The organism is Marisediminicola sp. LYQ134, from assembly GCF_046599635.1.
Classification (GTDB): Bacteria; Actinomycetota; Actinomycetes; order Actinomycetales; family Microbacteriaceae; genus Marisediminicola.
This window is the reverse complement of the sequence record NZ_JBKIWP010000002.1, coordinates 590,653-608,485: the sequence shown is the minus strand read 5'-3', so window position 1 is coordinate 608,485 and position 17,833 is coordinate 590,653. Positions and strand designations below refer to the sequence as shown.

The following is a 17,833-nucleotide window of genomic DNA, read 5'->3' as shown; positions in this document are numbered from 1 at the left end:
CTAGGGGCGCAAGAGATCCACGATCGGGTCGAGGAGACCGCCGAGCAGGCCGCCGCCCTGACCGCCGCCACCCGGGGTCGAGTCCTCCGGGTCGGGTGCCGGCGAAACAGGCGACTCCCCCGCGGGAGGGTCGGTCGGAACCGACGGAGTGGTCGGGGTGCTCGGTGTGGTCGGGGTGCTCGGCGTGTCCGGTGTCGAGGGTGGTGTGGGCACCGCCGGCACGGTCGGTGTGGAGGGAACGCTCGGCGACGCCGGCCGCACGGGTGGCACCGGGTTCGACTGCGGCGGCCGCGAGGGTGCGGGCCGAGACGGTGTCGCGCGCGGCGGGGTCGGTGTTCTCGTGGCGTTCGGCCTGCGATCGGCACTCGACGACGGGGGCGACGATGCCGAGGGCTGCGAGCCCGGCTGCATGCCCGGGAAGAATCGTGCGGCACGCTGCTCGAACGCGTCGAGCGACCCCGATCTCTGCCAGGAATCGGTGCCGGAACCCGAACCGTGTGCCGCGTCCCCCGCGGAGGGCGCATCGGAGCGCCCATCGGAGTCGAGCCGGTCCTGCGCGTCGCCGTCGCCCGGCCCGGTGCCACCCCGACCCGAGCGGTTCTCGCCCGCGGCGTTCTCACCGACGCCCTGTCGGGTGCCGTCACCCGTCGACCCGGAGCGCGACGGGTCGAGGGTCGACGACGAACTCGAGGCACCCGAGGGGTCGGGTTGCATCTCGACGGCGCGACCGGAGAAACCACCACTCACCCCCGCGATCACGACTGCGGCGAGCGCACCCCCGGCGAGGATCGCGACGGCGAGACGCTCTCGCGTCGCCGTCATGAGCACTCCCCTCGCAGGCGGCGGAGGTGTGAGGGGCACGGGCGCGTTCGCGACGGGAACCGCGGGCCGATGGGCGACACGCGGCGGTGCCGCGGTGCGGTCGGCGCGAGGGGGGACCGGCGAGGGCTCAACAGGGTCGGAGAAAAGCGCTGCCACCGCGTCGACATCCGTGAGGGCTTCCCCCGTCGATTCCGGACCGGAGGTCGACTCTGATTCCAGCCCCGAGTCGGCGCCCGACACCGGAGGCGAAACAGCCTCCGAGTCCGCGGCCGAGCCCGCGGCAGCCAGTGGTGTGGCGGCGCGCGGACGGGGTCGCGAAGCCCGCTCCGGCTGCGGCGGAGCGCTCGGGATCGCAGGCGACGACCCGTCGGAACGCGGCGCGGGTCGAGACGCGGGGCGCGACGTCTGGCGGGGGGTGCGGGCGCGCGGCGCAGCGCCGCCGGACGTGGCACCACCCGACGGTGCGGGCGCGCGCTTGGCGGGCGGGGGTGCGAGCGGCCGGGTCACTCGAGTCGTGGCCTCGTCGCGTGGCGCGGCATCCGTACTCTCGCTCTTCGTCGTCGTCGACGGCGTGTCTGGCTGCTCCGCACGAGATTCGGGTTCGTTGCGGACCATACCTCGACGGTACGTCGCCGTGACCCTCGAACGGGGGTGACTGGAGGGCGAAAAGGCTGACAGTCCTCCGCCGCGATAGCGTGGGACCATGCGTGTCGCCACCTGGAATGTCAACTCGATCCGCACGAGAGCGGCCAGGGTCGTCGATTGGCTCGTGCGCGAAGACGTCGACGTTCTCGGCATGCAAGAGATCAAGTGCAAAGAGAGCCAGTTTCCGTTCGAGGTCTTCGAGGAGGCGGGCTACGACGTCGTTCTGCACGGACTCAACCAGTGGAACGGCGTCGCGTTCGCGAGTCGACTGCCGATGGATGACGTGCAGCGCGGGTTCGCGAACGCCCCGGGGTTCGGCAAGCCCGACGACACCGGCGCACTGCCCGTCGAGGCTCGCGCGATCGCCGTGACCGTCGACGGGGTGCGTTTGTGGAGCCTCTACGTGCCCAACGGTCGAGAACTCGACAACCCCCACTACGCCTACAAACTCGAGTGGCTCAAGACGCTCAACGACGAGACCACGGCGTGGCTCGCCGCCCACCCCGATGCTCCGCTGGCCCTCATGGGCGACTTCAACATCGCCCCGTTCGACCACGACGTCTGGGACAGGTCGGTGTTCGAGGGGCGCACCCACGTGAGCGAGCCCGAGCGCGACGCCTTCCGCGCGTTCGAAGCCTCGGGGCTCATCGACGCTCTGCGCTCGCGCGGCATCGAGGGATACACCTACTGGGACTATCAGCAGCTGCGGTTCCCCCGCAACGAGGGCATGCGCATCGACTTCATCCTCGGCTCGACAGCGTTCGACGAGCTCGTGACGTCGGCCCACATCGACCGCGAGGAACGCAAGGGCGACGGGCCGAGCGACCACGTTCCCGTCGTCGTCGATCTCGCCCTCGAGGGCGACGACGACGATCGCCCGATGATCTTCTAGCGCCGCACACTCAACTCAGCAACGCCGCCACGACGAGCAGAACCGGTAGCGACCCGACCGTCGTGATGAGCACGATGTCGCGCGCGATGATCTCGCCGCGCTCATACCGCTGCGCGTAGTTGAAGACGTTCTGAGCGCTCGGCAGCGACGCCATCACGACGACGGCGAAGAGCGCCTGGCCTTCGAGCCCGAACACGAAGTGGCCGAACACCCACGCGAGCACGGGCATCACGAGGAGCTTGATCGCCGATGCGAAGAGGATGTCGCGACGCCCCGACCCGGCGACGAGCAACCGCTGCCCGCTGAGCGACATGCCGAACGCGATGAGCACCACGGGAACGGCCGCGGCACCCACGAGGCGGAACGGCTCCATGACGGGTTCCGGGATCTCGAGCTCGAACACCGAGACGAGGGCACCGAGAGCCGAACCGATGATGATCGGGTTGCGGAACGGTTGCGAGAGCACGCGCCCGACAGAGGTGCGTCCGCTCGTGGCGAGGTCGAGCATCGTGAGCACGATCGGGGTGAACACGATGAGCTGCACGAGGATCACCGGCGCGGCGAACGCGGGGTCGCCGATGACGTAGACGGCCACGGGGATGCCGATGTTGTTCGAGTTGACCCACCCCGCACCCGCGGTGGCGATGAGACCCTCCGGCAGGGGGCGTCGCCAGACGGCGAACGCGACGATCGCATAGATCGCGAACGAGGCGACGGCCGCGACGATCGACACGACGAGCAGGGAGGAGAAGAGCACCGAGACCTCGGCGTCGGCGAGCACGGTGAAGAGCAGAAACGGCGAGAGCACGAAGAAGACGATGCGGCCGAGCACGAAACCGGCGTGCTCGCCGAGCACCCCGCTGCGACCGACGACATACCCGAGGGCGATGACCGAGCCGATGATCGCGAACCCGACCAGAACTCCGCCCATCCGTCCAGTCTGCTCTACGCAGAGGACGCCATCGACCGGAGGGCGGTCGGCTCCGGCGAGCGGCGGTCAGCCGAGGTCGGCGTGAGTCGACTCAGATGCTGTCGAGGATGCGTCGTCGCGCTTCGGCGTATTCGTCTGCCGTGATGGTGCGTGCGACAAGGAGCTGCTCGAGGTCGGCGAGGCGCGATTCGACGCTCTCATCCGGCGCGAGAGCCTTGCTCTCCATGGCCCTCACGGCGAGGTCGCTGTCGAGGGTCAGGGGGTCGTGACCGGCGTCACGCACCTTCTTCGCAGCCCGCACCCGGGAGACGATGACGAACACGAAGACGAGCACGATGAACGCGGCGACGACCGAGAACACGTAGGGGAACACTGCGGAGAGTCCCGCATCACCGAAAACACTGGACGCCATGGCGCACCTCCTGAGCGGCCCAGTCTGTCACGCGTTCCGGTTGCGGGCCCTGGCTCTCGGCAACCTAGATGTCGGCGATGAGGATGTCGGCGAGCGCGAGTCTCGTGCGAGGTGCACCCTCGCGCGCTCGCGCACGCTCGGGCAGCGCGTCGGGGGATCCGAGCGAGCCGACCGCGATCACCGTGAGCGGCTCGAAGCGGTCGTCGAGCGCGAACGCGGCGCTGACGCGGGAGCGATCGAATCCGCCGATCTGGTGCACGTGCACACCGTCGGAGTGCGCTTGCACCGTGAAGTGGGCCACAGCCTGGCCGACGTCGTAGTGCGACCAGACGGCGGGCTGCCCCGCAGCGTCGAGAGTGTCGGCCACCGCGACGACGAGGGCACCCGCGGCACCCGCCCACTCGGCGTTGAAACCGACGAGCGTCTGCATCACCGCGCCGAAAGCCTCGGTGCCGCGGCGCGCGACGATGAACCGCCAGGGCTGCGAGTTGCCGGCGGACGGCGCCCAGCGTGCCGCTTCGAGCGCGGCGGTGAGGGTCTGCTCGTCGATCTCGACGGTGCTGTCGAACGCGCGCGGGCTCCAGCGCTCGGCGAGAACGGGATGCAGGGGCGTGCTCGTCTCCGCGGATCGGGATGCGGCGGGGGTCGCCGCCGTGGGGTCGGCCGATCCGTGCTGTCGAAGCGGGGCGAGAGAGCTCACGGGTGACGTCCTTTCCGAGCGTTCACCGGCGGCGGACGCACGACCGGTGCGGCCACGCTGCCACCGTCGAGCAACCGCGACGTCGCCGCAGACATTCCCGCGACGCGTGACGCTCGGGCGGTCGGCGCGCGCACGCGTTTCGCGGCGACAGCCCCCCGACGCGGGAAATCCGCGTGAGCGACAACTTTTCGGCTGACCGGCGTCGTTAGGCTCGCGATGAGCGCACCCTTCGCGCTCGCGGCACCCACGGCACGGTTCTCGCTCGCCGCGCGCACCGCACCACACGCATCACCCGCACCACACGACGAACGGAGGTCGACCCATGTCACAGCTCACGAACCCCGTGCAGCCCACCATCATCGGGGAACCCGAGGTCGTCGAAGACGCAGCAACCGCCGCAACCGCCCCCGACCACGCCGCAAGCGCAACCACGGCCACCGCGGGCACGGCCACCGCGGGCACGGCCACCGCAGGCACCGACCTCGCCGCGCACCCCGCGTGGCTCGACCTCAAAGCGGCGGCGACCGCCCTGCAGCAGCACCAGTCGAAAGACGGCAGCGTCGCGGATGCCGCCGACCACGGTGATGCGCGAGCCCGGGTCGATACGATCCGCGCGAGCATCCGCGCTCTCGCCCCGCTCTTCGCGCACGACGCCGACTATCTCGAGGCGCTCGACCGCGATTTCGCGCGGTGGGCCACCGCGGGCTTCGGTGTTCCCGACTTTCTCGACTCGCTCGTCGCCTTCCAACCGCAACGCGCTCGGCAGAACGGGGTGCGGCACCTCGTCGTCTTTCCGATGGTCACCCAGAACGGCTCGCCCGACCGCCTCGTCGAGGCGGTTATCGTCGAGGTGATCTGGCCGCAGTTCGTCGCCGACCTCGAGGCCGGCGCCTACTCGAACGCCCTCTTCGTGCCCATCCGCTTTCTCGATTTCACGCCCGGCTACGACACCAACTCGGCCGTGCTGTTTCCGGAGACCGTCGCGATGCGCGAGATCCCGGCTTTCACGTGGGGGGCGATCTTCGCCGACCGCGAGGCGGCGCGCTTTCGGCGGGTGGTGCGGGAGGCGGCATCCATCACGCGCCTCGCTCTGCCCGACGACGCCGCGGCGCTTCTCGACGACCAGCGACTCGCCGAAGAGACGTTCGTGCTGTGGGACCTCATCCACGACCGCACCCACATGCGCGGCGACCTGCCGTTCGATCCGTTCATGATCAAGCAGCGGATGCCGTTCTTCCTCTACTCGCTCGAAGAGCTGCGGTGCGACCTCACCGCCTACCGCGAGGCGGTGCGTCTGGCCCGTGACGAGCAGACCGACGCCGTGACGCGCGAACGCGCGACGCTCGTGCAGTACGCCGTGCTCTTCGATCGCGTCTTCCGGTTCGCCCTCACCGGGTCGCGCGTGCGCAACTACGACGGTCTCGGCGGACAACTGCTCTTCGCCTGGCTGCACCAGCATCGGGTGCTGCACTGGACCGACACGCGTCTCACGATCGACTGGGACGACGTGCCCGACGTCGTGATGGCCCTCGGCGCGCAGATCGACGAGCTCTACTGGCGGTCGATCGATCGGCCGAAGGTCGCGCACTGGCTCGCCGCCTATGCGCTCGTGTCGTCGACGGTCACGCCGCACCCGGCATCGCGCTGGGCGACGGGCGACCTGCCCCTCGACGGTCCGCCCAAGCTCCTGACCGATGCCGTGATGGACGACGAGTTTCCGCTCTCGATGTTCTACGAGGCCCTCGCGAAGAAGCTCGCGCCCGTGATCGAGTCGACGGAGGGGATCACGGGGGCGACGGGGTGACGGCGTAGCTGCCGCATCCCCCGCCCGACGGATGTCGCGACGCGGCGCCCTCGCTAACCTGGGCGCGTGACCCCCACCGAGCCCTTCCGCGCCATCTCGGGAGGGGGCGACCCCGAAACCGAGTGGCGTCGGCCGGCGCCGTCACGCCGGGAGTCGCGTCGCGACATCCTTCTCGCGGTCGTGATGTTCGCGGCGACGCTCGTGAGCACCGCGCTCTACTCGACGATCTCGTACACCGACGACACGGCCGAACCGTGGGTGATCGTGCTGTGGGCTGCAGCCCTCAACCTGCCTCTCGCGGCGCGGCGACGCTACCCCGAGGTCGTCGCCGTCATCGCGTCGATCAGTTTCATGGGCATGGTGCCGCTCGTGATTCCCGAGCTGCTCTTCAGCACCATCAGCCTCTTCATCGCCTTCTACTCGATCGGCGCATGGAGCACCAACCGGCGACGCGCCCTCATCGTGCGCACCGTCATCGTGATCGGGATGTTCGCGTGGTTGTTCGGTGACCTCTACTTCAGGTCGCTCGACCCCGAGATGCTGCCGATGCTCTCGCGCGTCGGAACGGTGTCGCCCTACGCCGCGTTCGGCCTCATCAACGTCATCGTGAACCTGCTCTACTTCTGGGGTGGGTGGTACTTCGGCGACACCGCCTACGCGGCCGCCCGGCAGCGACACGAGCTCGAGCAGCGCACCATCGAGCTCGCCGACGAACGTGAACGCACCGCGGTTCAAGCGGTCACGCGCGAGCGACTGCGCATCGCGCGCGAACTTCACGATGTCGTCGCCCACCACGTGTCGGTCATGGGTGTGCAGGCCGGGGCGGCGAGGCGCATCATCGACCGTGACCCTGCCGGCGCGACGACCGCGCTCACCGCGATCGAGGGAAGCGCTCGCAGCGCCATCGACGACCTGCACCGGATGCTCGGAACCCTCCGCGACGAGGGCGCTGTCACGAGTGGCGGCACCGGCCGGTCGGCCAGCGGTTCAGCCAGCGGCGCGACCGGTGACGGCGTGCCCGCGGGGAGCGCCTCCGACGAGTCGAGCACGCGAGGGATCGAGCAGCTGAGCGAACTCGTGGACGCGGCCGTCGCGGCGGGGCTGCCGACATCCCTCACGATCGTCGGAGTGCCCCGCGAGGTTCCGACGACGATCGGTTTGACCGTGTATCGCATCACCCAGGAGGCCCTCACGAACGCGCGCAAGCACGCCGGTGCCGCGGCGACCGCCGAGGTGAGGGTGCGCTTCGAGGCCGACGCCGTCGAAATCGAGGTGAGCGACACGGGTGTCGGTGCGCGGGCGGCGAGCAGGGACACGAGCCGGGGTTCGAGCGGCGGGCTCGGGCTCGTGGGTATGCGCGAGCGTGTGGACGCGACGGGCGGCACCCTCGAGACCGGACCGCGCCCGCGCGGTGGGTTTCTCGTGCGCGCACGCTTCGCGACCGCCGACGCGGCGCGCGGCACGGCGGGCGGTGCGGCGTGACCGACGAGCTCGAAGCGACCGTGACGGATGCCCCCGTGCGCGTGCTCATCGTCGACGATCAGCACCTCGTGCGAGCGGGGTTCCGCGTGATCCTCGGCAGCGAGCCCGGCTTCGAGGTCGTCGGCGAAGCGGGAACCGGCGGCGACGCCGTGACCCTCGTGCGCGAGTTGCGCCCCGACGTCGTGTGCATGGACGTGCAGATGCCCGGGATGGACGGCCTCGAAGCGACCCGCCTCATCGTCGCCGACCGGGATGTCTCGACCCGCGTTCTCGTGCTGACCACGTTCGATCGCGACGACTACCTCTTCTCGGCACTGCAGGCCGGGGCGAGCGGGTTTCTGCTCAAGAATTCGAGCCCCGAGGCGCTCATCGACGCCGTGAGGGTGGTCGCTCGCGGTGACGCGCTCCTCGCGCCCGAGGTGACGCGGCGCGTGCTCGAGAGGTTCGCGATGCCGGGCGGCGACCCCGTGAATGCGCGGGAACCGCACGGCGATGTTCCAGATGCCGACGCGCTCGAGCAGCTCGAACGCTTGAGCGCCCGCGAGCGCGAAGTGCTCGACCTCCTCGCCCAGGGCGCATCGAACGCCGAGATCGCGACGCGGCTGTTCGTCGGCGAGGCGACCGTCAAGACCCACGTGTCGAACGTGCTGCTCAAGCTCGCCGTGCGCGACCGCATCGAAGCGGTCGTGTGGGCATACGAGCACGGCATCGTGAAGCCGGGTCGTCGCGACTGAGGGTCGTCGCGACTGAGGATGGGCGCCTGGGCCAGAGACTGGGCCAGGCGCTTGGCAAGAGACCCCGCCCGAGACCTCACCCGAGCGCCGGAGCGGGAACCCGTCTGCGGGGGGAGGCCGCGAACATCCTCGCGCTCCTAGTGTGAGATCGCGGGCCAGAAGACGCCCGCGCACCACGGAGGCAGTCCACACGAGAGGGGCACGAGTTGCTCGAAGTTCAAGGGGTGAGCAGGTCGTTCGGCGACCGTCGCGTGCTCGACGACGTGACGTTCGAGGTGAAACCGGGTCGCATGACCGGTTTCGTCGGAAGCAACGGGGCGGGCAAGACGACGACGATGCGCATCATCCTCGGCGTGCTGAGCGCCGACACCGGGTCGGTGTCGCTCGACGGTCGACGCCTCGGCGCCGACGACCGACGTCGATTCGGCTACATGCCCGAAGAGCGCGGCCTGTACCCGAAGATGAAGGTCGCCGAACAGCTCGTCTATCTCGCGCGGCTCCACGGGCTCAGTGCTGCCGACGCGAAGAGCAACACCGCCGAGCTTCTCGAACAGTTGAGCCTCGAGGCGCGCGCCAACGACACCGTCGAGGCGCTGTCGCTCGGAAACCAGCAGCGAGCGCAGATCGCGGCGGCGCTCGTGCACTCCCCCGAGGTGCTCGTTCTCGACGAACCGTTCTCCGGACTCGACCCCGTCGCGGTCGAAAGCGTTCTCGCGGTGCTCAAGTCGCGCGCCGCTGCGGGAGCTCCCGTGCTGTTCTCGTCGCACCAGCTCGACATCGTCGAGCGCCTGTGCGACGACCTCGTCGTCATCGCCGACGGGAGCATCCGAGCGCGCGGGTCGCGTGAGCAACTGCGCAACGAGCGAAGCGGTCAGCGCTACGAACTCACCGTCGCGGGCGACGCGGGGTGGGTGCGCGACATCCCCGGAGTCACCGTCGTCGACTTCAGCGGGGGCTACGCCCTCTTCGACGTCGACAGTGAGGCGACGAGCCAAGAGGTGCTGCGCCGAGCCACGACCACCGACACCGTCACCGGTTTCCAGCGCCAGCAGCCGTCGCTGGCCCAGATCTTCAGAGAGGTCATCGAATGAGCACGCCACGCACCGCAACGCCCACAGCCACCGCCACCGGGACCGGGGCGGCCGGGTCGGGGCCGCACGCCATCTCGTCGAGCATGGCCGTGCGCCTCGTCGCGATGCGCGAGGTCACCACGCGGTTGCGCAGCAAGAGCTTCGTCATCTCCAGCGCGATCCTCATGCTCATGGTGCTCGCCTCCATCGTGATCGGCAGCATCGTCACCGCCAATGCCGAACTGCCGAGGGTCGCCGTCGAGCGGTCGGTGTCCAACGGGTTGCCGACGGTCGAGACCTACGAGACGGTGCTCGTCGACACGGCCGGTGAAGCCGAAGACCTCGTTCGAGAGGGGGATGTCGACGCCGCCGTTGTCGCCGGGTCGACCGACTCCGAACTCGGCTTCACCGTCATCGGGTTGGACGAAGCGCCCACCTCGATCGTCACCTCGCTGAGCACGCTCCCGGATGTGAGCATCCTCGAGCCGACGAGCACCGACCCCCTCTTGGCGAGCTTCGTCGCGCTCGGGTTGGGTCTGCTGTTCTTCATGTCGTCGATCACCTTCGGGTCGACGATCGCGCAGAGCGTCGTGGAGGAGAAGCAGACGCGCATCGTCGAGATTCTGCTCGCCACCATCTCGGCTCGCCTCCTGCTCGCCGGCAAAGTGATCGGCAACTCGCTGCTCGCGTTCGGTCAGATCCTCCTGCTCGCGGCGATCGCGGCGATCGGGTTGCTCGTGACCGGGCAGAACGTGCTCTTCGGCCAGATCGGACCGGTGATCGCGTGGTTCGTCGTGTTCTTCGTGTTCGGGTTCGTGCTTCTCGCGGCACTGTTCGCGGCGAGCGCGTCACTCGTGTCACGCGTCGAAGACGTCGGAACGGTGACATCCCCCGTCATGACCCTCGTGATGATCCCCTACTTCGCGGTCATCTTCTTCTCCGACAACGACCTCGTGCTCACGATCATGTCGTACGTGCCGTTCGCGGCCCCCGTCGGCATGCCCATGCGGTTGTTCCTCGGGACCGCGGAGTGGTGGGAGCCGCTCGTGTCACTCGCGATCCTGCTCCTCACGACGGTCGGAGCGATCGTGCTCGGTGCCCGCATCTACTCGAACGCGCTCTTGCGCACGGGAACGCGGGTCAAGCTCCGCGACGCGATCGCGGGCTGAGCGAGGCGTCGAGGGCTGGCGACTGACAGCGGCCGGCGCCGGGCGGCGGATCGGAGCATCCGTCGCCCGGTGTCAGACTGAGGGCATGACCGTCTTGCATGACACCGGATACCGCGGCTTCGCTTCAGACAACTACGCGGGGGCTCACCCCGAAGTGCTCCAGGCGATCGCCGACGCCAACGGCGGGCACCAGGTGTCGTACGGCGAAGACGCCTACACCGCACGGTTGCAGCAGGTCATGAAGCAGCACTTCGGCGATCAGGCCGAGGCGTTTCCGGTCTTCAACGGCACCGGCGCCAACGTGCTGAGTCTCCAGTCGATGCTCCCCCGGTGGGGTGCGGTCATCTGTTCGGCGAACGCGCACATCCACCTCGACGAGAACGCGGCGCCGGAGCGTGTCGGCGGACTCAAGCTCCTCCCGGTCGCGGTGCCCGACGGCAAACTCACTCCGGCCCTCATCGACACCGAGGCCTGGGGGTGGGGTGACGCGCACCGCGCCCAGCCGCTCGCCGTGAGCCTCACCCAGTCGACCGAACTCGGCACGGCATACACCGTCGACGAGATCCGGGCGATCACGGAGCACGCTCACGAGCGGGGCATGCGGGTGCACATGGACGGCGCTCGGCTGTCGAATGCGGCAGCGAGCCTGGGCAAGAGTTTTCGCGAATTCACGACCGACGCGGGTGTCGACATCGTCAGTTTCGGTGGCACCAAGAACGGCCTCGTGTTCGGTGAGGCTGTCGTCGTGCTCGACCCCGAGGCATCCGAGGGGCTGCACTTCTTGCGCAAGATCGACATGCAGCTCGCGTCGAAGATGCGTTTCGTGTCGGCGCAGCTCGTCGCGCTGCTCGAAGGCGACCTGTGGTTGCGGTCGGCGCAGCACTCCAACGCGATGGCGCAGCGTCTCCGGGCTGCCGTCGAGGGCATCGACGGGGTGACGATCACGCAGCCGACCGAGGCGAACGCGGTGTTCGCCATCCTTCCCGCGGGGGTCGCCGACCGTGTGCGGGCGCAGTTCCGCTTCTACGACTGGGATGTCGCGACGGGTGAGGTGCGGTGGATGTGTGCGTTCGACACCACCGAGGCAGACATCGACGCGTTCGCCGACGCGATCCGTCGCGAGATTGCGGCCGCGGCCTGACCCGAGCGGGTCGCAGCGCGCACTCGCACTCGACCCGGATCGCGGTCGCATTCCGCGCGAATGCGCGCGGCGGAAGTGCGGATCGCGACCGCGATTCACCACGCGGGCGATCGGGGTAGCCAGCGATCGGGGCAGCCGGCGATCGGGGCAGCCGGCGGTCGCCCCTAGCGGCTGATGGCCGCCTCGAGCGCGTCACCGATGTAGGGCGCCATCGTGCCCGCGAAGGTGACCGTGAGGTGGTCCTGGTCGCGATAGACGTTGGCTCCCGAGATGACGACGGCGCACTCGTCGGCGCTGCAGAACGTGTCGGTGAAGTCGAGCAGGGTCGCCCCCGTCTGCTCGGCGGCGAGCGCGAGAGGGTCGGTTTCGGCGAGAACGTCGCCGCGGTCGACGGCGCAGTCTGCGGCATCCGAGGTGCGCAGGCATTTGTTGGGGTCGTCGAGGAGGTCGGGGTTGTCGACGATGGTCACGACGGGCGCCCCGCCTGCCTGTGTGGTCCACGCTTCCGCGTATCCGGCGGCGGCAGCCTCGACGGGGTCGTCGGCCACGATGGGGGTCGCGGCGAGACCCGCGGTGAAGATGGCGTCGTAAGGCTCTGCCTCGTCGAGCTCGTCGGCGAGGTTGCTGCGGAACTGCGCACACGAGTCGGTGAACGCGGCGCTCGGACCGCCGACATCCGCTGTCGTCCACGGGCATGCGCCCTTGAGGTAGGTCGTGAGGGCCCACCCGTTGGTGTCGGCGAGGTCGATCATCGCCTCGACGTACTGGTAGGCGTGGCTGTCACCGATGAGTGCGACCCGGGGTGCAGCGGTGTCGCTAGACCCGAACTCGCACGCGACGACCTCCGAGCCGTTGAGCTGCACGAAACACTCGTCGCGGTCGGGTTCGTCGGCGTTGCCGAACCCGGGGCTCGGGATGATGACGTCGGCGAGTTCGGGGTTGTCGCAGCCTTCAGACACGGCGGCACCGAAACACTCCGGAGGGTTCTCGGTGATCTGGGCGAGTTCGGTTGCGGCCGCTTCGTAGCGGGGGTTCTGGATCGCGAACACCCCGGCGACGAGAACGACCGACAGGGCCATCGATCCGACGACCCACGCGTAGGTCGTGCGGGGGCGGCGGGTGGTGAGGTAGGTCCAGGTGCGCGCCGGGTCTTCGACGAGTTTGGCGGTGAGCCAGGCGAGCACGAAGCACGCGGCGAAGAGGGCGAGCCGGTGGGCGGTGCTGAGCCCCCACCAGGGCACGTAGGGCGCGATGACGATGAGGGGCCAGTGCCAGAGGTAGAGCGAGTAGGAGATGTCGCCGACGAACCGCTGGGGGCGCCCGCTCAGGGCCGTGCCGATGTCGAACCAGCGCTCGCGGCGGTCGGAGACGAGCACGGCGGCCGTCGCGAGCACGGGGAGCAGGGCGGCGTATCCGGGGAACGGTGTGCTCGCGTCGTACAGGTAGCTGCACGCGAGGATGACGAACACGCCACCGAATCCGAGGATGTTGGTGAACACCGCACCGCGCGGGCGCAGTCGGGGCAGCAGGGCGAGGATCGCGCCGACCCCGAACTCCCAGATGCGGGTGAAGGTCACGAAGTAGGCCTCGGCGGGGTTGGTCGCCGTGTAGACGACCGAGGTGACGAGGGAGAGGATGCTCACGCCCACGACGACGGCGAGGAGGAAGGTCCACTTGCGTTCCGCGAAGTACTTCGCGCCGAGCCAGACCGCGCCGAGCAGGAGCAGGGGCCAGAAGATGTAGAACTGCTCTTCGAGGGAGAGCGACCAGTAGTGCTGCACCATCGTCTCGTCGCCTGCGGCGAGGTAGTCGACGGAGCTCGCGGCGAGCGCCCAGTTCTCGACGTAGAAGGTGGCCGCGAGGATTTCACGCAGTGACGCGACCATGCCTGACAGCGGCAGGAATACGAGCGTCGCGACGGTGGCGAAGATGAGCACGACGAGTGCGGCCGGAAGAAGTCGGCGCGCTCGTTTGGCCCAGAACGCGGGGAGGGCGATGCGGCCCGACCGGTGAAGTTCTCGCGCGAGTTGACCGGTGATGAGGTAGCCGGAGATGACGAAGAAGATGTCGACGCCGATGTAGCCGCCGCTGAGTCGGCCGGGCCAGAAGTGGTAGACGACGACGAGCAGAACGGCGATGGCTCGGAGGCCCTGGATGTGGGGCTGGAAGTGTGCGGGTTCGGCTATCCGCGCAGCCTTGCGCTCGGCGGCACGGGTCGTAGACATCGTTGGTCAGGCTACCCCACCGGTTGCCCGAGCCGGGTGAGGCTCGGCTCGCTCGTCGGAACGCGATCGCCCCCGGGAACGTGGTGTTCCCGGGGGCGATCCGTTCGTTCGGGCCGATGCCTAGACGAGGTCTCCCCGTCGGGCGATGCGCGAGATGCGGGCACTCAGGATGCCTGCACCGGCGAGCAGCAGGGCCAGGCCGAGCGCGAGGATCCCGGGAACTGCGGAACTCGCGCCCGTGTTGGCGAGGGCGCCGCCGGTGCTCGTGCCGTCGTCGTCGGTGGCGCCGGGAACGGCGACCGGGGTGGTGCCGTCGGAGTCTCCTCCGGTGTCGCCACCGGTGCCGGGCGCGGGTGCGGGGGTCTCGCCGTCGCCGGGTTCGGGCTGGGGCTCCGGCTCGGCGGCTGCCGCGTTCACGAGGTAGAGACCGTCGGCCCGGTAGTCGAGGGCGGCGTCGAATCCGGCGGGGAGTCCTCCGGCCACGATCGAGGTGAACGAGCTCCCTTCGGCGAGTGAGCCGTACTCCACGAGGAGCGTCTCGTCACCGGGTGCCGTGTCTCCGTCGAACTGCAGCGCGAGCGTTCCCCCGAGGGTGGCCTCGCCTGCGACGGTGACCGCTGCGGTCGAAGCGTCTGAGGTCAGCGAGAGCGTGCTGTCCTCCGCGATCTCGAGGTCGCCTCCGATGGAGAGTGCGGTGTCGGCGTTCTCGTAGAGCTCGCCGTCAGCGATCTGCAGGTCACCCGCGCCGAGAGCGGTCGCGTTGGCAGCGACGAGGGCTCCGCCGTCGACGACGGTGCCGCCGGTGTAGGTGTTGTCACCGGAGAGGATGAGTTCACCCGAACCGTCTTTCGTGAGCGAGCCTGCCCCGGTGATGTCGTTCGACCACTCGTCGAGCGCGCTGAATCCGCCGGCTGCGGCATCCATGGTCACCGCGACGTTCTCGTCGAATGCGGCGTATCCTTCGGCGGCCGCGACGGTGTTGAGGCGGCCCCAGCCTTCGGAGTCGTCGAGGAGGGCGTAGCCCGACTCGATGCCCGTGCTCTGCAGCACCCAGCGGCGCTGATCGTCGGTGAGGTACGGGAAGCGCGACTCGATGAGTGCTTCGGCACCCTTGGGCACGACGACGGGGAGTGTCGTGTCTCCGACGCGCGGGAGCCCGTAGGTGAGGCGCTCTTCGAAGAGGGCGCGGTTGGCGTCGGCATCGGCGAAGTCGTCGGCGCCCGTCTGCGGCTGCTCGAGAACGTTGAGCGCTTCGGCTCGCGCCTGCTCGAGGAGGGCGTCGTTGGCCGGGTCGTTGAGAACGGATGCCGCGATGGCCGTGGCGAGGATGCGTCCGCCGATGACGTCGGCGGGTGAGTGCATGCCGGCGACGATGCGGCTGTCGCCGAGGTCCGATGCGCTCGTGACCAGTTCGCTGTAGCGCTCGGGGAAGGCGGCGGCGAGGGCGTAGGAGGCGAGGTAGGCGGCGTTGGTGTGTCCGCTCGGGTAGCCTCCGTCGGTTTCGGCTTCTTCGACGGGCTTCATCACGGGCATCAGGGTCGGGAGGACTTCGACGTCGTCGCTCCAGCGGAACGGCCGTGCGTAGTTGTAGTAGGCCTTGGCGTTGTTGGATGTCGCGTAGCTGCCGCGTGCGGTGTTGACGAGGGTGACGATGCTGCCGGCATCCGAGTCGACGTCTGCCCAGGCGCCGTTGGAGTTGCCGGCGTCGTCGTATCTGACGGTGGTGGCGTCGGCGGGGATCGTGTCGGGGATGGTCGTGCCGGCGTTGCTCGCGGTGCGGAACGCGTCGGCGTGGGGGCCGAGGCCGTTGATCGACGAGTAGCTCTGGTGGCGCCGGTCGATGAGGTAGGCGTGTGCGGCGTCGGCGTCGGACCGTTCGCGTGTGGTGTCGATGCTGCGCTGGATGTTGGCGTCGAGCACGGACGGCATGAGGATGGTGCCGGTGTCGTAGGTTTCGCCGGGCGTCCAGTAGTCGAGCATGGTGTCGAGCACGCCGATGGCCGGGTTGGTCTCCGGCGTCTGGAGGGTGCTCGTGTTGGCCCGGTAGGTGTCGACGTAGTAGCCGTAGACGCCCGGTTGCGGGGCGATGGTGTCGCCGGGTGCGGCGTTCGCGGGAACGGCGGCGCCGCCCGCGAGTACGGCTGCGACTGCCGTCGAGGCTCCGAGGGCGAGGCGGCGTCGTCGGGCCGGTCGCGATGGTGTGGAGCGGAGGGGTGTGGTTCGATGCACGTCGTTACTCTTCCCGAGGGTGTTGGGTGTGGGTGTGGGTGTGGGCGGCTCAGGGTGATTCCCGGTCCGCCGACGGACGCTAACGACGGCGCGTGGCGGGTAAGCATCGAGAAGGTGAACAACGGGCGGAATGCGACGCTCGAGGCGCGACGCGGCTCTCGCCGCTACACGGCGATCTCGTGGCTGACCGGGCTCCGGGACGGCATCGGAATGAACACCAGCCCCGGATCAACCGCGGGTGGTGGTTCCAGAAAGTAGTCGGCTCGGTCTCGGTGCACCTGCCACCGGTTGTCGTGGATCAGCAGATGATGCCTCCGACACAGGAGTACTCCGTCGGCGATGTCGGTGCGGCCCTCGACACCAGCCCACGGGTTGATGTGGTGGGCCTCGCAATACGACGGAGGTCTCTCGCACCCGGGGAACCGGCATCCGCCGTCTCTGACCGTCAACCCGATGCGTTGCCGTTCGGTGAACAGGCGCCGGTCCCGTCCGACGTTCACGCACTGGCCGTCGCGGTCGAAGCCGACACTGATGACTCCGGTGTTGCAGATCGCCCGTTCGATCGTCGGAGCCGACACGGTGTCGGTGCGGCCCTCGAGGAACCCTGGACCTGTCCTGCCCTCGAGCCGGTCCGCGGTCACCACGATCCGCACGGCCGGGCGGCGCCCGCCGAACAGGGTTCCCGGATCCGCATCGACCGCGAGGCGCACCAGGTCGACGAACGCGTCGGCACTGACCTGCTCGTCGGTGCGGCCATCGTTCAGCAGCTCCTCCGCGGTCGCACGCGCGGCCGGGTCGACGAAGCGGGGACCACCCCGCCGCGGTGACAGGATCTGAGCGAACGCGTCCGCAACCAGAGCCCCGTCTTCGGGGGCGAGCCGCCACGACCCGCAGTGCATTCCGGTCGCAGTGTCCCACCAGGTGCGCACCGTCCTCAGGTCGCGGTGCTGTTTCTCCCGACGCTCGATCCCGTCAGCATCGAGGAGATCACGCACCTGCCTCGCACGGCGGTGGACCTGGTCCGGCGTCAACCCGGCAGCCGCCAAGACGAGTTCTGCCGCCGCAGCGCGAAGAACACCGTCGTCGACATGGGTGATATCGGAGAACACCCGCCGGATCGCGTCGACAGCATCGAGCGACAGGGTTCCCTCCCGCACGGCTGATGCGAGAACCTCGCGCCAGCGCTCTCCCGGCACCGGTGCGGTGTGGTCGGCGGAACCCGCAGAGGCGGCGAGCTCGGCCGCGGCTTCGGCCTCGGCGAGGAGCGCGCCCGTCTCGACAAGCCGGGTCGCTTCGATGCGACTCACGTGCGCAACCCGCTGAATCATCGCAACAGGGCTCACGAAACCCGCCTGTTGGGCCAAACCCTGGTGACCGAGCTCCGGGCGCGACCGGTGCGCCACCTCCCCCGCGATGACGGCAGCGAACTGATCGACACACTGCCTCAATGCGGTCACCGCCTCGACAGCCGCCGTCAGATCAGCGTGGCCGAGAGCCGCGATCGACTCCGCCGTGCCACCGAGATCGGCGACCACAGCGGCCCGATCGAGGAGGGAGGCGGCGAGGGTGGGCATGTA

14 protein-coding genes are annotated in these 17,833 nt (G+C 69.3%); 7 read left to right on the top strand and 7 right to left on the bottom strand.

Annotation, left to right across the window (positions count from 1 at the left end; all coding sequences use genetic code 11):
- Entirely contained in the window at positions 1–822 is an 822-nt protein-coding gene (locus tag ACLHIH_RS11475; RefSeq protein ID WP_411316950.1) for a hypothetical protein, read from the bottom strand.
- A 703-nt stretch (positions 823–1,525) separates the two neighbouring features.
- Between ACLHIH_RS11475 and ACLHIH_RS11470 the strand changes: the two genes are divergently transcribed.
- Complete coding sequence (locus ACLHIH_RS11470; RefSeq protein WP_411316949.1) at positions 1,526–2,359, top strand: exodeoxyribonuclease III; 834 nt, start codon at positions 1,526–1,528, stop codon at positions 2,357–2,359.
- A gap of 10 nt (positions 2,360–2,369) precedes the next feature.
- Here ACLHIH_RS11470 and ACLHIH_RS11465 read toward each other — a convergent pair whose 3' ends face one another.
- The 3 genes from ACLHIH_RS11465 to ACLHIH_RS11455 form a co-directional block, all read right to left on the bottom strand.
- A complete protein-coding gene (locus ACLHIH_RS11465) occupies positions 2,370–3,290 on the bottom strand; it encodes an AEC family transporter (protein WP_411316948.1) in 921 nt (306 codons plus the stop codon).
- A gap of 91 nt (positions 3,291–3,381) precedes the next feature.
- A complete protein-coding gene (locus tag ACLHIH_RS11460; RefSeq protein WP_411316947.1) occupies positions 3,382–3,702 on the bottom strand; it encodes an SHOCT domain-containing protein in 321 nt (106 codons plus the stop codon).
- Between the two features lie 64 nt (positions 3,703–3,766).
- Positions 3,767–4,402, bottom strand: coding sequence for a nitroreductase family protein (locus ACLHIH_RS11455; RefSeq protein WP_411316946.1), 636 nt, complete (start codon positions 4,400–4,402; stop codon positions 3,767–3,769).
- 322 nt (positions 4,403–4,724) lie between these two features.
- Here ACLHIH_RS11455 and ACLHIH_RS11450 point away from each other — a divergent pair, with 322 nt between their 5' ends.
- From ACLHIH_RS11450 to ACLHIH_RS11425, 6 genes are all read left to right on the top strand, one after another.
- The gene (locus ACLHIH_RS11450; RefSeq protein WP_411316945.1) at positions 4,725–6,206 is read left to right on the top strand and encodes a DUF6421 family protein; all 1,482 of its coding nucleotides are present in this window, start codon (positions 4,725–4,727) and stop codon (positions 6,204–6,206) included.
- A 66-nt stretch (positions 6,207–6,272) separates the two neighbouring features.
- The gene (locus ACLHIH_RS11445; protein WP_411316944.1) at positions 6,273–7,688 is read left to right on the top strand and encodes a sensor histidine kinase; all 1,416 of its coding nucleotides are present in this window, start codon (positions 6,273–6,275) and stop codon (positions 7,686–7,688) included.
- Complete coding sequence (locus ACLHIH_RS11440; protein ID WP_411316943.1) at positions 7,685–8,422, top strand: response regulator; 738 nt, start codon at positions 7,685–7,687, stop codon at positions 8,420–8,422. Before ACLHIH_RS11445 ends, ACLHIH_RS11440 begins: the two co-directional genes overlap by 4 nt.
- Positions 8,423–8,628: 206 nt before the next feature.
- Positions 8,629–9,513, top strand: a complete 885-nt coding sequence (locus ACLHIH_RS11435) for an ABC transporter ATP-binding protein (protein ID WP_411316942.1) — start codon at positions 8,629–8,631, stop codon at positions 9,511–9,513.
- Positions 9,510–10,661: an ABC transporter permease gene (locus tag ACLHIH_RS11430; RefSeq protein ID WP_411316941.1), complete on the top strand. Its 1,152-nt coding sequence runs from the start codon at positions 9,510–9,512 to the stop codon at positions 10,659–10,661. The genes ACLHIH_RS11435 and ACLHIH_RS11430 overlap by 4 nt, the downstream gene beginning before the upstream one ends.
- An 85-nt stretch (positions 10,662–10,746) precedes the next feature.
- On the top strand, positions 10,747–11,802 hold the full coding sequence (locus ACLHIH_RS11425; protein ID WP_411316940.1) for a threonine aldolase family protein: 1,056 nt from the start codon (positions 10,747–10,749) through the stop codon (positions 11,800–11,802).
- Between the two features lie 164 nt (positions 11,803–11,966).
- Here ACLHIH_RS11425 and ACLHIH_RS11420 read toward each other — a convergent pair whose 3' ends face one another.
- From ACLHIH_RS11420 to ACLHIH_RS11410, 3 genes are all read right to left on the bottom strand, one after another.
- Positions 11,967–14,027: an acyltransferase family protein gene (locus ACLHIH_RS11420; protein ID WP_411316939.1), complete on the bottom strand. Its 2,061-nt coding sequence runs from the start codon at positions 14,025–14,027 to the stop codon at positions 11,967–11,969.
- A 120-nt stretch (positions 14,028–14,147) separates the two neighbouring features.
- Entirely contained in the window at positions 14,148–16,256 is a 2,109-nt protein-coding gene (locus ACLHIH_RS11415; protein ID WP_411316938.1) for a phosphatase PAP2 family protein, read from the bottom strand.
- 164 nt (positions 16,257–16,420) lie between these two features.
- Positions 16,421–17,830 carry a DUF222 domain-containing protein gene (locus ACLHIH_RS11410; protein WP_411316937.1) on the bottom strand — a complete coding sequence of 470 codons (1,410 nt, stop codon included), beginning with the start codon at positions 17,828–17,830 and terminating at the stop codon, positions 16,421–16,423.
- Positions 17,831–17,833: the final 3 nt, after the last annotated feature.